General features: G+C 64.7%; 18 protein-coding genes. 7 read left to right on the top strand and 11 right to left on the bottom strand.

Translation table 11 applies throughout. From position 1 onward, the window contains the following. Positions 1 to 337: 337 nt before the first annotated feature. Complete coding sequence (moeZ, locus tag J4H86_RS10210; protein ID WP_236543272.1) at positions 338 to 1,498, bottom strand: adenylyltransferase/sulfurtransferase MoeZ; 1,161 nt, start codon at positions 1,496 to 1,498, stop codon at positions 338 to 340. Between the two features lie 176 nt (positions 1,499 to 1,674). Between moeZ and J4H86_RS10215 the strand changes: the two genes are divergently transcribed. The 3 genes from J4H86_RS10215 (at position 1,675) to J4H86_RS10225 (ending at position 3,726) form a co-directional block, all read left to right on the top strand. Beyond that, entirely contained in the window at positions 1,675 to 1,890 is a 216-nt protein-coding gene (locus J4H86_RS10215) for a hypothetical protein (RefSeq protein ID WP_236543273.1), read from the top strand. A gap of 132 nt (positions 1,891 to 2,022) precedes the next feature. Then, positions 2,023 to 2,646, top strand: a complete 624-nt coding sequence (locus tag J4H86_RS10220) for a TetR/AcrR family transcriptional regulator (protein WP_236543274.1) — start codon at positions 2,023 to 2,025, stop codon at positions 2,644 to 2,646. Between the two features lie 216 nt (positions 2,647 to 2,862). Beyond that, the gene (locus tag J4H86_RS10225; RefSeq protein ID WP_236543275.1) at positions 2,863 to 3,726 is read left to right on the top strand and encodes a mechanosensitive ion channel family protein; all 864 of its coding nucleotides are present in this window, start codon (positions 2,863 to 2,865) and stop codon (positions 3,724 to 3,726) included. An 87-nt stretch (positions 3,727 to 3,813) separates the two neighbouring features. On the opposite strand, the gene J4H86_RS10230 is transcribed toward J4H86_RS10225, so the two are convergent. The 3 genes from J4H86_RS10230 to J4H86_RS10240 all read right to left on the bottom strand — a co-directional run bounded on the left by J4H86_RS10230 (position 3,814) and on the right by J4H86_RS10240 (position 5,443). After that, positions 3,814 to 4,056: a hypothetical protein gene (locus tag J4H86_RS10230; protein ID WP_236543276.1), complete on the bottom strand. Its 243-nt coding sequence runs from the start codon at positions 4,054 to 4,056 to the stop codon at positions 3,814 to 3,816. A gap of 231 nt (positions 4,057 to 4,287) precedes the next feature. After that, positions 4,288 to 4,506 carry a DUF6401 family natural product biosynthesis protein gene (locus J4H86_RS10235; protein ID WP_236543277.1) on the bottom strand — a complete coding sequence of 73 codons (219 nt, stop codon included), beginning with the start codon at positions 4,504 to 4,506 and terminating at the stop codon, positions 4,288 to 4,290. Positions 4,507 to 4,747: 241 nt separating this feature from the next. After that, positions 4,748 to 5,443, bottom strand: coding sequence for a ferritin-like fold-containing protein (locus tag J4H86_RS10240; RefSeq protein ID WP_236543278.1), 696 nt, complete (start codon positions 5,441 to 5,443; stop codon positions 4,748 to 4,750). Between the two features lie 225 nt (positions 5,444 to 5,668). Between J4H86_RS10240 and J4H86_RS10245 the strand changes: the two genes are divergently transcribed. Beyond that, positions 5,669 to 6,568, top strand: a complete 900-nt coding sequence (locus J4H86_RS10245) for a hypothetical protein (RefSeq protein ID WP_236543279.1) — start codon at positions 5,669 to 5,671, stop codon at positions 6,566 to 6,568. Positions 6,569 to 6,813: 245 nt separating this feature from the next. On the opposite strand, the gene J4H86_RS10250 is transcribed toward J4H86_RS10245, so the two are convergent. From J4H86_RS10250 to J4H86_RS10280, 7 genes are all read right to left on the bottom strand, one after another. After that, on the bottom strand, positions 6,814 to 7,284 hold the full coding sequence (locus J4H86_RS10250) for an NUDIX domain-containing protein (RefSeq protein WP_269134548.1): 471 nt from the start codon (positions 7,282 to 7,284) through the stop codon (positions 6,814 to 6,816). Positions 7,285 to 7,522: 238 nt separating this feature from the next. Beyond that, a complete protein-coding gene (locus J4H86_RS10255; RefSeq protein ID WP_330932511.1) occupies positions 7,523 to 8,110 on the bottom strand; it encodes a GNAT family N-acetyltransferase in 588 nt (195 codons plus the stop codon). A 2-nt stretch (positions 8,111 to 8,112) separates the two neighbouring features. Next, complete coding sequence (locus J4H86_RS27235; RefSeq protein ID WP_330932512.1) at positions 8,113 to 8,835, bottom strand: lasso peptide biosynthesis B2 protein; 723 nt, start codon at positions 8,833 to 8,835, stop codon at positions 8,113 to 8,115. Continuing rightward, a complete protein-coding gene (locus tag J4H86_RS10265; RefSeq protein ID WP_330932513.1) occupies positions 8,832 to 10,610 on the bottom strand; it encodes an albusnodin/ikarugamycin family macrolactam cyclase in 1,779 nt (592 codons plus the stop codon). The genes J4H86_RS27235 and J4H86_RS10265 overlap by 4 nt, the downstream gene beginning before the upstream one ends. Positions 10,611 to 11,304: 694 nt before the next feature. After that, complete coding sequence (locus J4H86_RS10270) at positions 11,305 to 11,427, bottom strand: DUF397 domain-containing protein (RefSeq protein WP_236543972.1); 123 nt, start codon at positions 11,425 to 11,427, stop codon at positions 11,305 to 11,307. A gap of 193 nt (positions 11,428 to 11,620) precedes the next feature. Further along, positions 11,621 to 11,809, bottom strand: coding sequence for a DUF397 domain-containing protein (locus J4H86_RS10275; protein WP_236543283.1), 189 nt, complete (start codon positions 11,807 to 11,809; stop codon positions 11,621 to 11,623). Between the two features lie 16 nt (positions 11,810 to 11,825). Then, entirely contained in the window at positions 11,826 to 12,662 is an 837-nt protein-coding gene (locus J4H86_RS10280; protein ID WP_236543284.1) for a helix-turn-helix domain-containing protein, read from the bottom strand. A gap of 335 nt (positions 12,663 to 12,997) precedes the next feature. On the opposite strand from J4H86_RS10280, the gene J4H86_RS10285 reads away from it, so the two are divergent. The 3 genes from J4H86_RS10285 to J4H86_RS10295 are packed head-to-tail and all read left to right on the top strand — an operon-like array spanning position 12,998 to position 13,904. After that, positions 12,998 to 13,246: a hypothetical protein gene (locus tag J4H86_RS10285; protein ID WP_236543285.1), complete on the top strand. Its 249-nt coding sequence runs from the start codon at positions 12,998 to 13,000 to the stop codon at positions 13,244 to 13,246. Further along, complete coding sequence (locus J4H86_RS10290) at positions 13,243 to 13,662, top strand: ATP-binding protein (protein ID WP_236543286.1); 420 nt, start codon at positions 13,243 to 13,245, stop codon at positions 13,660 to 13,662. Before J4H86_RS10285 ends, J4H86_RS10290 begins: the two co-directional genes overlap by 4 nt. Next, positions 13,659 to 13,904, top strand: a complete 246-nt coding sequence (locus tag J4H86_RS10295) for a hypothetical protein (protein WP_236543287.1) — start codon at positions 13,659 to 13,661, stop codon at positions 13,902 to 13,904. The genes J4H86_RS10290 and J4H86_RS10295 overlap by 4 nt, the downstream gene beginning before the upstream one ends. Positions 13,905 to 14,058: the final 154 nt, after the last annotated feature.

Raw genomic sequence — 14,058 nt, forward strand, 5'->3', positions numbered from 1 at the left:
GAAGATCTATTGGCAAGATAGCTGATCGTCGATTCGTCGCGCACGTCGACACAAGGCTCGCACGGCCGGCCCAGCGCGCCGCATCGTCGCCGGCTTCCCGCTCCGAACGGGAGGTCCGGGCCGGGTTTCCCGACGCGAGAGGGCGTGCCGGCGGCGGTCGGAACCGGGGCGAGGCGACCCGTCGTCGTGTCGGAATCGTTGCACAGACCACACCCTGGAAACCAGCGTGGGGCGGGATCCGCGGTCAGGGACTCCACGCACCGGCGGCGTCGTTCACGTCGTCGCCGGTGCGTGGAGTCCCCCGGTGGGCCCCGAACTCCCGGGGCCCACCCGTGTGTCAGTACGTCGGCAGCGATGTGTCGACCTGGTTGGCCCAGGCCAGCACTCCCCCACCAACGTGGACGGCGTCGGAGAAGCCAGCGCCGTGCAGGGCCGCGAGGGCCTCCGCGGAGCGTCCACCGGACTTGCAGTGCAGGACGACCCGCTTGTCCTGCGGCAGCTTCTCCAGGGCCTCACCGTTGAGGAACTGGTCCTTGGGGATGAGGATGGAGCCGGGGATGCGCACGATCTCGTACTCGTGCGGCTCGCGGACGTCGACCAGGGTGAAGTCGTCACCACGGTCGAACATCTCCTTGAGCTGCTGGGCGGTGATCGTGGATCCGGCCGCCGCGTCCTGCGCCTCCGCCGACACGGTGCCGCAGAAGGCGTCGTAGTCGATGAGCTCGGTGATGGGCTCACCCTCGGGGTCGCGGCGCACCTTCACCTCACGCCAGGTCATCTCCAACGCGTCGAAGATGAGCAGGCGGCCGACGAGCGGGTCTCCGATGCCGGTGATCAGCTTGATGGCCTCGTTCACCATCACCGAGCCGACGGACGCGCACAGCACGCCAAGGACACCGCCTTCGGCGCAGGAGGGAACCATGCCGGGCGGCGGGGGCTCGGGGTAGAGGTCACGGTAGTTGGGGCCGTGCTCGTTCCAGAACACGCTCACCTGACCGTCGAAGCGGAAGATCGAGCCCCAGACGTAGGGCTTGCCGAGGATCACCGCGGCGTCGTTGACCAGGTAGCGCGTCGCGAAGTTGTCCGTGCCGTCGAGGATGAGGTCGTAGTCGGCGAAGACCTCGAGGGCATTGGAGCTGTCCAGTTGTTCCTCGTGCAGCAGCACGTTCACGAAGGGGTTGATCTCGAGGATGCTCTCCTTGGCGGAGACGGCCTTGGGCTTGCCGACATCACTCTGTCCGTGGATGACCTGGCGCTGGAGGTTGGATTCGTCGACCACGTCGAAGTCGATGATTCCCAGCGTTCCCACACCCGCGGCGGCGAGGTACAGCAGCGCTGGAGAACCCAAGCCTCCGGCGCCAACGACCAGCACCTTGGCGTTCTTCAGCCGCTTCTGCCCGTCCATCCCCACTTCCGGGATGATCACGTGGCGAGAGTAACGGCGCACCTCGTCGACAGTCAGCTCTTCGGCCGGCTCGACCAGCGGCGGCAGCGACACAGCGGCTCCTAGTATTACTGAATCGAGGGACTTTCCCACGTTAGGGCATCTTCTCTAGCTCCCTACACATTTCCCAACCACATGAGTAGGGTTCGCATTCCCACGGGTTAACGTCCTCTACGGCGCGGTATGAAGATCGTGGAGCGTCTTCGTTCGCCAAGGGCAGGGGGTCGACGATGACGAACGCGCGCGGCACGAACGACCGCAACAACGGATCCTCGGATGACGCCGACCGCGCTGACGTGGTCGAGCAACAGACGGAACTGGACGACACCGAGGAGCGGGAGCCCCGACCGGAGCCCGACGACGCCCGTAGTCGGGGTGAGGCGACCGAGGCGGACACGGTGGAGCAGTTACGGGAGGTCCGGTCCGACGAGGAGGACTACCGCTGACGCCGCCCCCTCCCGCCCACCAGCGCCGACGGGGCAATCTCCGCCAAGTAGGATGGTGCGGGCACCGCGGGATGTGCACCGGCGCACCGTCCCGACAATCAGCGATCGCGAGCACTGGGAGGGACGCACGAAGTGGCGACTCCTTCGGACACCCGCCCTCGGGGGACGCGTCTGCCACGGACGGCGCGCCGCCGACAACTGTTGGCGGCGGCACAGGAGGTCTTCGTCGCGCGGGGATACCACGCGGCGGCCATGGACGAGATCGCCGAGTCCGCGGGCGTCAGCAAGCCCGTGCTCTACCAGCACTTCCCCGGGAAGCTGGACCTGTACCTGGCGCTCCTGGAGGAGCACTCCGAGGCCCTCGTGCAGACGCAGCGTGCGGCGCTTGAGTCCACCGAGGACAACCGGCAACGCGTCGCGGCCAGCTTCCAGGCGTACTTCGACTTCGTCGCCGGCGAGGGCAAGGCCTACCGTCTGGTCTTCGAGTCCGACCTGGGCAACCTCCCACAGGTGCGGGAGAAGGTCGACGAGACGACGGACCAGTGCGTCCGGCTCATCGGCGAGGTCATTCGTCAGGACACGAGCATCTCGGAGTCCGAGGCGAACCTGCTGAGTATCGGCCTGCTCGGGATGGCCCAGACCAGCGCACGGTACTGGTTGAACCACTACGGCACCATCCCCAAGGAGGACGCGGGCCAGCTCATCGCGCGGCTCGCCTGGCGTGGCCTCAGTGGCTGGGACCTCACCCGCGCGTAGCCGCCGCGCACCGCTCGGCACGTCCCATCAAGCCACAGCGACGCGCGCTCACGCGTGACCGTCCTCCGCCGTACCCAGATCACGTCCCGGCGGAATTCTCGCCGACACGCCACCATATGCACCCATAGTGGCTAATTCATTACTCTTCGGAGATTTGTTGCCCTGTTCCCCGGGTATCGGCCGGTTACCAGGCAATTCGTATCGGGGGAGATCACTATGGGTATCGGCCAAGGGTTAGCGGACGCCTGGAGTACCGTGGTGTCCGCGGCCCCCATGGTCATCGGGTTCCTCGTCATCCTGATCCTTGGTTGGATCATCGCCTACTTCATTGGCAAGTTGCTGGGACGGCTACTGGCCAAGGTGGGGTTGGATCGCGCGGTGGACCGGACGCCGGTCGGGGAGTACTTCCGCCGTGGCAAATACAGCGCCAGTGCGCTCATCGGCAGGATCGTCTATTACACGTTGGTGCTGGTCACCCTGACGTTGGCCTTCAACGTCTTCGGTGCGGGCAACCCGGTGTCGCAACTGCTGAACTCGGTCGTGGCCTGGATTCCACACGCGTTCGTGGCACTCGTGATCGTGGTTGTCGCCGTGGCGTTGGCGAAGATGGCGCGCGACCTGATCGCCGGAGCTCTCGGTGGCCTCAGCTACGGGCGCTTCCTGGCCACATTGGCGTGGGTCTTCATCGTCGCCCTCGGCGCGATCGCCGCGCTGAACCAGATCGGGGTGGCGACCGCAGTGACACAACCGGTGCTGATCGCCGTACTCGCGACCGTCGGCGGCATCCTCGTGGTGGGCGTGGGCGGTGGCCTCATCCGCCCGATGCAGCAGCGGTGGACCGGATGGCTGAACACGCTCGAACGCGAAACCGGGCGTGCCACTGACAGCTCGGCCTACGAGCGAGGCAGGTCGGACGCGATGCGCGGCGAGGAAGAGGCTCCCCGACACGCACAGGCGTCGGAGTCGACCGGGTCCGAGGAGCACCCCGAGCCCGCGGGGCACTCGGGGACGTCAGCCAGCGCATCGGGATCAACGAGCACGCAAGGACCTGAACAGACGCCGCCGCGTAATCCGATGTGATGTCCAGGCGACCTAAGGGTCGAGGAGACAGATACGAGGGCGGGGCGCGACCCCGCCCTCGTCTCGTTCGGGTGGGGCGGTGGGCCGCTAGAGAAGTTCCTCGCCGCGCAGTTCGTCACGGGAAAGTCGGTCGATGCGGCGCACCGCGAGAGTGACGCTGGCCACCGCGACCGCGATCGCCACCCAGAAGGCGATGCTGAGGGGGCCGGAGACCACCATCACGACCACCGCCGCGAGGATCTGCAATCCAAGCAGGAGAAAATCCGTCCGTTCCAGCCTGACCAGAACGCCGACGGGTGGCCGAGCCGCTCCATGTCGACCACTCCCCATGGGCCTATCCTCTCTCGCCGCGCCTACACTGACACACCACCCACAGCCGCGGAGACTCCGTGTCTCGGGCCAGTTCCTCTGCGGAGGCCGGGCGTCGCTCGCCGCGAACAGGCATAGCCTACGCCGGTGATCAGCCCGTTGGCTGATATTTGGATCGCCCCGACAGAGATGTCCGCACCCGGTGACGTCGATGGGCGGGGTGTCAGGCCGCGCCGATACCGGGGGCGAGGTTCAGCCGACGAACCCGCGCTCCGTCGCGAGGTGGCATACCGCCATCAATCGCAGGGTCTCCCAGTCGAACTCCGACTCCGCGGTCGCCCAACCGCGCTCCCGCATACCGTCCAGCAGGCCGCGCACGTAGAACCCGAGGCTCTGGCGGTCCAGCTCGATGCCGTCGTACTCCATCGAGGAGCGAACGGCCGCCGCGTGCTGGTCTACCTGGGCGATCACCCACGGCGGTTGTGACTCACCAACGAGACCGAACTGCTGGAAATCCCGTGTGAGTCGAGTGAGCGGACACTCAACGGAGAACTCACGACGCATGACTGTTCCTCGAAATGGGGACACAGGGGAACGAACTGTAGAAGACTATATACGCAATGTTGGTGTGCTTGTGTCCAATGTGTGACACCTGACAGCTACCGAAGGTTGACAGCGACAGCCGGTTCCGGTCTGTGGCCGTCCATGCGGGTCAGGTGGCGAGCCCCAGTTCCTTGAGGCGCCTGCTGTATCCCTCGGTGAGCCGCGCGGGCGCGCGCCCCACGCCATCGTCGTCGTCCGACGCGCTCTCCTCGACGCCGGCCGTGACCAGCTCCGCGAACGCGGGGTGGTCCTGGGCCACACGCTGTGCCTGGCTCAACGCTTCGCCGACCAGCCTTCTTCCCCACAGCGCCAGTCGGCCCGCGAGTTTCTGGTCCTGGTCAACCGCCTCGCGCACCCTCGCGACCACGAACGCCGCGCGTTCACCCTCGTCCAACACCCCGTGCACGAGGGTTTGGGTGTCACCGTCGAGTGCGTCGGCGACCTGGCGGTAAAAGTCCGCGGCGATCCCGTCCCCCACGTACGCCTTCACCAGTCCTTCCAACCAGTTCTGCGGTTGGGTCACCTCGTGCCAGGCGTCCAAGGCCGGGATGAACGGCCGCATCGCGGTCTCCACGTCCACGTCGAGCTCGGTGAGCCGGTCCCGGAGCTGGGCGTAGTGCTGGTACTCGACACTGGCCAGCCCGGCGAGCGCGGCCTTGTCGGTCAGCGTCGGCGCCAGCAGCGCGTCGGAGGTGAGACGGAAGAAGGAGACGAGTTCGCCGTAGGCCAGCAGCCCCAACAGGTCGACGACGGCCTCACGCGGCACATCCTGGTCGTTCTTCGAGGTGTCGGGGCTCTCAACCATGCGCCAAGCGTAGGGCATTCCCCTCCCCCCACCAACGCGCGGGCCGGCCACCTCACCGCTAAGGTCGCGCTGCTCCGATGCTTGATGGGCTGGTGCCCTCCAGGCCCTCAGCCCCATTGGTGGTGCAGCCGAAGTGGCCACTAGGGAGTGGGTCACGCGGAGCGTGGCGCTACGATGCGCCCCCTGGACGCGGCCCCGGGACCTCTTACCCGGAAGGGAGTGCTGATGCACCTACGCTGGGTGGAGGCCGACCGCCTGCGACTGGACCCCAGCGGCCGCCTGCTCGTGGTGCACGCGGATCACCCGGCCCACCGCGCCCGCATGCTCGACGCCCGCACCGGATCGCCTGTCGGCCCGGGAGTGTCTCCTGAGGACGGCTCGGTGTGCGTGCCGCTGATTCCACCGCCCGGATGGGGCGGCTGGGGCAGGCCGCTCATCGCGGAGGTGTGTGGAACGCTGCGCCTCTGGGAGGCGACCACGGGTCGTGTCCTGCGTGAACACCCCTACCCCGGGTGCATCGACGAGCCTTTGGACGCGGTGAGCGGACATCTGTACGGCCGACCGGCACTGTTCGTGTTCGGGACGCACCGGAGTACCGGCGAATGGGGGTGGGAAGCCTGCTCTCTATCGGGCGGAACCCTGCTCGCCAGCCAGGGCTTCCACATGACCTACTGCTCGGGCGACGTCAGGATCGCCTTGCTCGACGGCCTCCTCTTCACTCCTCGCGCGTCCTGGGGCTGGATCGGCGAAGACGTGGTCGATGTCTACAACCTGCAGGTCGTCCGCACCGGCGATGGCCAGGTGATGGGCGAGGTGGACGACGTCGCCCCGGATGACTTCCACGTGGCACAGACCTCCCGAGGCCCTGTGCTGGCTGCCAATGGGCGGTTGCTGGCGCTGCCCGGCCTGGAACAGGTGGCGCGCTACCCAGGGCTGGGAAGTCCGGTGGTCGCCGATGTGGGCGGCGATGTGGTCGTGGTGACGATCAACGATCTGGGTGGGTCCATCCGGTTGTGGCGCCCGCTGGAAAGAGACGCCCCGGTCGCCACGTGGACATCCCCGGGCGGCAGGCTGGCCCTTGATGTGGGGATCGCCTCCGACACGGTGTTCATCGCCCTGGGGTAGGGGGCAGACCATCGAGGCCCGCCGGGACAACTGGCAAGTACCCGGTACGAGGCTGTGACCTGCCCCTCACGATGGAAATGGCACTGAGGTGTGTCGAAGGTCGTGCTCCGCGCGGCTCATTTGTCGTGGCGGCTCCGGTTGCTCTGCGCCACTCGATGAGGGTCTGGAGCCCTCCAGGCCCCCAACCCCGCAGCTGGCGGAACCGGAGTGGCCATTGGGGAGTGGGTCGCGCGGAGCGTGGCGCTTTAGTGGTTTTGGGTATGCGGGACGTGGTGGGTCCAGGTGGTGATGACCTGTCGGGACTCGGGTGTGAGGTCGGTGTCGTCGACCTCGGCTGGGGTGATCCACCGGAGGGCGGTGTGTTCGGCCGACAACGTGATCGGTGAGCTGTCGTGGGCGAGGCTGAAGGTGAACTGCCGGGCTCTGCGTCCACTACCGGTGGTGTAGTCGAAACACGCCACGAAGCCAGCATCCAGAGCGATGGGACGGTGCCACCCGATCTCCTCACCCAGCTCACGCGCCAAAGCCTGGAAGAGGTCTTCGCCCGGATCCACCCCACCCGAGGGCAACTCCTCGATCCCCGGCAAGAAGTCATCCACCGCACTACGCCGCAGGATCAACACCCTGCCCACATCGTGTACCACCGCACCAACAACAAACTTCTCGACCCCATCCCGCTCCGCATCACCAACAAGACGACCAAAATCCAAACCCATGACCACGACGCTAACCCCCCACCAACCACCCAGGAGTGGGTTCACGAAGGAACGGTCACGCTCCGCGCGACTCACCAACAGGTGGCAACGTCGGTTGCTCCAGGCCAATGCTTGAGTGCCTGGCGCCCCGGACCGCCCCGCACCAGGCCCTGCACCCGGCAGGCGTGAAACCGGAGTGGCCACTGGGGAGTGGGCCACGCGAAGCGTGACGGCTGGTATCCGACGAGGAGGAGGACTTCTAGGCTTCGTCGGTGGGAGTGTGGATGGTTGAGTGGCCTTCAAAGTCGTTTGGAGTTGCGTCCATGAGGAGCTCGGCGCAGGGACGGCCGAGCCAGTGGCCGGCGTCGCGGAGTCGCCCGGCGTGACGGAAGCCGGCTTTCTCGTAGGCGCGTACGCCCGCCGTGTTGGGTTCGAGGACCTTGAGCCACACCATGCGTAGCCCGATGAGGTGGAACGCGTAGTCCAAGGTGAGCCGTGTCGCCTGCGTGCCGACCTGGCGCCCCCTCGCTTCGGGAGCGACCACGATCACGAACTCCGCGGTACGCACCTGATGGTCTATGAGGAGGCTGGACAGTCCAACCGGGGTTGCCGGTCGCGACGCGGTGTCATAGACGGTGAAACGAGCCTGGTCGGGCGCACCACGAAGCTGGTGCTCCAAACCTTCCGCCCGAGACTCAGGCGACTCGGGAACCTGACGCCCATAGCCCAGAACCGCCCCCGGGTCGCTCTCCCAACGCCAATACTCACGCGCCAGATCCCCACGCAATGGACCAAGCCCAACACCACCAGACTCCACCCACACAACCGGGTCAACCGAACCACTCACACCTACTCCTCGAACGGGGTGTAATCGACAATGTCGGCCGCCTCCTCAATCGGCTGGCCGTCGACCTCGACCCACGCGTGCAGTCGAACAGGGTCGACGGCGACTCCGTGCTTCCAGTCGGCCCCATATCCCAAAAGGCCCAGGATCAACATCACCGCAGCCGATTCCTCCAAACATGCCACACGAGCGGGAATAAGTCGCCCCGTTCGCCGAACTGCCCGAACGATGGATGTGGCCGTCACCGGATCGAGTACTCTGCGGCGCAGGGTGGCTTGGGTGGATACTGCGCGAAGCCGGGCGAACCTCAGCCGTTGTGGCCCCGAATCGCGAATGACAAGCACTATAAGGATCGCGATGAGGGCGGGTGCGTACCACCTCAAGGCCGCTTTGGGAATAGGAGGAAGTGCGGCGGGGCTATCGTGCGTGCCCCAGCTAGGGCGGGAAGCGCGGCCAGCTCTTGGCGGCAGCCATGGGCGCGGAATAGTCGTGGGAACGAGTAATCCGTGCTTGATTAAGGATCCCACACTGCGACCCACCGCGGAAGGTTCGACACCTTGGACTGGTGTCTGGGTGTCGCCCGTCGAAGCGAGAGCTGCCCAGATTCGGGAAGTATCGCCTGTCAGAGCATTGAGTGCGCCCGTGTTGCCCTTCAGAACCACTGTCACGTGGGGATAGGCGACCACCCGAACTTGATCCGCAGCGGTCACGAATCGTGGAGTGGTCACGGCGTTGCCTTATGGGCTGGAAAAGCCCGGGTCCATTTGACTGGGAGTGCGGCGGTGACCGCCCGCGCCCATGCCTCCAACGCGATCGCGGGCTCGAACTCACCGAATGGGCTCGGTAATCCTATTGCGGCTCGATCGAGTGCGGTATACATGGGGCTGGGTTGGATCAGGCTATGACCAGCTAGCCACCCATCCATCAGGGACTTGACAGGCCCCAGGTGAGCACGCAGGCCGTGATGATGGTCAACGTCGGTTCCGCCCTTCGTGTGACGTTGACGCACGTTTCTGGGCAATATGTCGGAAAACGCATCGGTGATTTGAGGCTTGTACTGCCAAGGTGATCCCCGGTCATTCAAGCGAAAACGCAATGCGGCATCCATCACCGTGCGGTCCATGAAGGGGGCATCCAAGTGGATGCCGAATGAGTGGGCGATCTGAGTATCCGCGTTCGCCGTTCGGGCGATGCTCCGTACGTCAGAAATGACGTACGCGTTGGTCATCGAAGTGTCAGGCGCCCCCCAAGCGGGATAGTCAAGTGCGAGCTCTTGAGCACGGTTGCTCGCCCACGGCGGCGACGCTCGTTTGTCCGGTGCTGTTACGAAGAGCTCGCGAACACGTGGCCAGGGACTAGCGTCGGCTAGTTTTGCCCACCCATGGACGTCACGCGCCAACCGCACGAATCGCGCACGATGTGCCAGTTCGTAGAGGTAGGCCGACGGAGGAATCAGGAGTGCGTCGCCGCCGTCTCCCGTGAGGTGGCGCTGGCTTCCTTCGTCCACCAATCGCTCATACGCTACCCGGTGGCGAGCCGTCGTGATCGTACTCGGTGCAGGCTCATCACACGGGGGAATTTCTTCCAATTCGGAGTATGGAAGGGCCTCGCCCGTCAATCCGAGAATTGAGTGTCTGATATTGTGCCGATAAAATGCAACAGTTCGAGCATGGTCCAGGTCGCCGCCCGAATCGGTTGATGCTGGACGCACCGTCAATCCTGTCACGCGTCGGTCTACCTCAATGAGGCCGGCCGCCAACAGGCACAGCGTGGTGGAATCGAGACCTCCACTCAGATCGCAGGATATTCTCTCTACGGTTGTGGTGCGTGCAAGTACAGATTTCTCAAGTGACCAGCGAAAACCAGTCGCTGCCTCAGACGATGAAACCGCGTTGGGCGCGAACCACCACTGCTGCGCCATTGGTTTCTTTCCCCGAGTGAACATCATGCGATATCCCGGAGGAATACAGTCCACATCGGCGAAAGCTGAACGTTGACCTGACGGGGGAATCGGTGGTTCGCACACCATAGCCCCGAGCCAGTTCAAGTCGAGTCCACTTCCATGGATTGCGGCCAGAGCACGGCTCGATGATGCCCACACCACGCCGCCCTCGATATTCGTGTAATAGAGCGGAGCAGCATGCGTCGGATCAGTCCACACGGTGATGGAGCACGCATCACGAACGACGACGGTGTATATTCCAGGCCAGGGTGGAAGCCCTCCCAAGCAAGCACTGTCCAGCCATTTGACCAACTCGCCGCGGGTCAAGCTGCAAACGCCGACCAATACGGCTTCCCGGCTCCGAGATCGAGCAAACACGATCTCATCGGGTGACCACTCACCCACCATCCATAGCGGAAATGGGTCCTCCCATACCAGAGATACGTCCTGTTCGGGGACATAGCTTGGAACGCCAGGAGTAGATGTGACGCATCCACCAAACCAACGCATGGCATCCTCTGTCAATGACGGACGCAATTGACGCGGGCGGCACCCGACCATATCGCCGCCCGCGCTCTCTGATCAGCGATACTTGTAACGTTTGTCCTCGGAGCCACTCTTGTTCGTCGTTCCTTCGGTCATGTCTGCCACATCACCGATAGTCATGACCTCTTCCGGACTACCGTTTTCCTCTTCTGATGATCTTTCCTCCATCTGGACTCCGTTCATTACTTCGCTCCGGATTCGATAACTGTACCCAGAGAGGCGAGAACAGTCTGACACCACCATGAAGGAAAACCTGGAACCATGTCGCAGGTTGAATCTATACCGATACATAAAACTATCGACCAAGACAAGGACGGCTTCCTGCGGAGTGAATGATGCGAGCACCATGCAACGCCTCGCCCCGGCTCGTGGCCCACGAGATCGATCACCTGCAGGGAATCCTCTACACTCACCGCATACGCGATGGGGTTTCCTCAATCCCTGTGGAGGAGTCTCACGGCGCGGGTCGCAACCTCGGTCACCATGAGCCAAAACCCGGCCGCGTGGTACCCCTTCCCCGCTCCCTGGACACCCCCACCAGGCCCCCAACCCCACAGGCGCCCAACCGGAGTGGCCACTGGGGAGTGAGCCACGCGGAGCGTGAACGATTCAAGCCACTGCCTGAGGGGTCACGCTGCGCGTGGCGGGTTTCCTGTGGCGGCTTCGGTCGAACTTCTCGTTGGCTGGTGGCCTGGAGCCGCGTGGGGACCTAGAGCTCGCCGGTGCGGGCGGCGTGGAGGAAGGCTGACCACTCGTTCGTGGTGAAGGACAGGTGACCCAGGTCGGGGTGCTGGGAGTCCCGCATCGCTGCCCCTGCGGGGAGACCGGCGATCTCTACGCAGTTCTGGCCGGTGTTGCTGCTGTAGCTACTCTTGTGCCAGGTGGGGTGGGGGGGTTTCTGGCATGGGGTCCTCCCGGCTGGTCGGGTTAGCCGTCAGAGTCACCGTAGCCCGGCGGGGTTCCTTCTACGGCGGGCATGAAGAAGGCCCCGGCGTGGGGGCCAGGGCCTGGGACGACTTGGGGTCTTAGAGTTCGCCGGTGCGGGCGGCGTGAAGGAACGCCGACCACTCACTCGCGGCGAAGGACAGATGCCCCAGCTCGGGGTGTTGTGAGTCCCGCACCGCAGCCCCGGCCGGAAGGTCGGCGACCTCCACACAGTTGTCTCCTCGGCCGCTGTAACTGGACTTGCGGAAGGTCGGATCAGGTGTGTACATCGTTTGCTTTGCTTTCTTAGGTGAGTGAATCCAGGTAGCGGACAGAGGCCTCTGGTGACTCGGCTGAGCTGCAGATGTGGCTGAAGATCGAGACATAGCCCTGGATTGTTTTCGGGGCTTCCAGGTAGAGGTCCTCGGTGGCTGTTTCGATGTATACGAGTGGTAGCTCCGCTGGATCGGGGAAGTCGAGAAGGACGAATGCGCCTTCCATGGCGGCGTGCGCGCCCGCTTCGTCTCGTATGACCTGCAGATCGATGTTCGGGCGCTCAGCCATCGCGATCAGGTGTTTGATCTGGCCTGACATCACGTCGCGGCCCCCGACGTGCTTGCGTAGGGCCGCTTCATCGACCAATGCCCACAGTCGTGGGGGCTCGTTCGCCTCCAACACCTGCTGCCGTCGAGTGCGGCTTTCGACCCTGCGAGTGATCTCCTCGTCGTTCAAGACTCGGCTGCCTCGAAGCACGGCCGCAGCGTAGTCAGGAGTCTGCAGCAGGCCAGGTATGAAGAGGCTCTCGTAGGTCCGAATCATCGAAGCGCCGGACTCAAAGTCCGCTAGGCCACCGCGCAACACGTCCTTGTATTCAACCCACCAGCCCCGAGCCCGAGCATCTCGCGCAAGACCGACGATGGCCTCACGAGTGTCGTCCGAGAGTTCATAAGCTTCTGCCAAATCACGCATGTCGCGCGGGGAGGGAAGCTTCCACTCGTTTCGCTCCATGCGGCTGAGCTTGCCGCCGGGCCAGCCCAGCCGGGCGTTCACGTGCTCGATCTTCAGGCCGCGCTCTTCGCGCATGGCCAGCAAGAGCTGCGAGAGCCTACGTCGTCGCGCGCTCGGGCTGTACTTCTCGGCCACGCTCAGTCACCTCCTGGCTCGCTCGATCATAGGACAGCTCGGGGATTCAGACATATCGCCCGATTGCGAATCGCATCTTGCGAATTCAATGTTATGTATCGCATCATGGGGATGCGGTACTCGTTTTCTGCAGTGACTGCCCTTGCTTCTCGTTCTCCTGGCGGAGATCGTCCCGTTTGAGTGGCAGCCGTGCAGTGTTCTCCCCGCTGTGGCCCAGTGCGGGTGCGGTCGCGTGGTGTGCACGCGGAGCTGCAAGGCAGAAATGAAAGGACCCCCGCGACGGATTAGGCCCCGTCCGGGGGTTGTGGCCACCACTCAGATGAGGAGTGATGACGGTGTCGACTCTATCGATCCACGATCCAACGCGAGTTCCCCGCCATCGCCGCTTCCCCGGCCGTCGGGCGGCTCGGGTGCGGCCCTATGTCAGTCGGCTGATGCGGGAGCGGGCTGTGGAGCAGCAGGACTTCCTGGCCCGTGTCCTGGCGGGGTTGCAGCAGTCGGCTTCGGCGGTGGGCGCGGCGGCGGGGATCGCTCGTACGTGTCACTCGTGTGGCGGACTCGGCGTCGTGGGGGGTGCCTCATGACGGGGCGTCGGTTTGCGGGTGTTCCTGGCAGTGTCGCCCTGGTTCGGGCGTGGACTCGGAATGAACTCCACCAGCGTGGTACCGATCTCGGCACAGTCGAGGAAGCTGCCCTCGTGGTCAGCGAGTTGGCGACGAACGCGATCCGTCACTCCCGGAGCGGTCACCCTGGTGGTTCGTTCTTGGTGGAGCTGGATGTTCGGCCGTCGATGGTGCGGATCAGTGTTGTTGATCAGGGCACGGAGGGGAAGTCGGTTCCGATGTGGGGGAAGAAGACCGACCCTCTCACCGAGCACGGTCACGGGTTGAACCTGGTGGCGAGTTTGGTGGAGCGGTGGACGACCATCACCAATGATGGCCACTGCACCGTCACCACCGACCTGCCCACCCTGGTCCCCACCGGGGGAGGCCGACGGTGAACACCAATCCCGTCACCACCTTGCTGAATCTGTTAACCCCACACGGCGCCGTCTTCTACCGCTCCACCGCCAACCCCACACAAGGCCGAACCCTCGTCTCCCTCTCCATCAAGCGGGACAACGGCCAAATGATCCACGCCACGTTGACCAACGGCATGTGGCATGTCGCTGGCCGCACCTATCCTGCCGGCGCCGAACACCACGTCGCCATCCAACTCCTCACCCACAAACACCACACCTAACAACAAACCAAGAACCCGCCCCGCACCCCTCCCGCAGGGCGGCCCCAGGTGGGGATCCAGGCCAACCCGACCCGGATCCCCACCACCACCCACGAGTGGCCATCGTGACCTACCCCCCACGCGCCTCGGTCACGCCCAGAACCCCCGCCGCGCG

It is taken from the genome of Spiractinospora alimapuensis (genome assembly GCF_018437505.1).
GTDB classification, from domain to species: domain Bacteria; phylum Actinomycetota; class Actinomycetes; order Streptosporangiales; family Streptosporangiaceae; genus Spiractinospora; species Spiractinospora alimapuensis.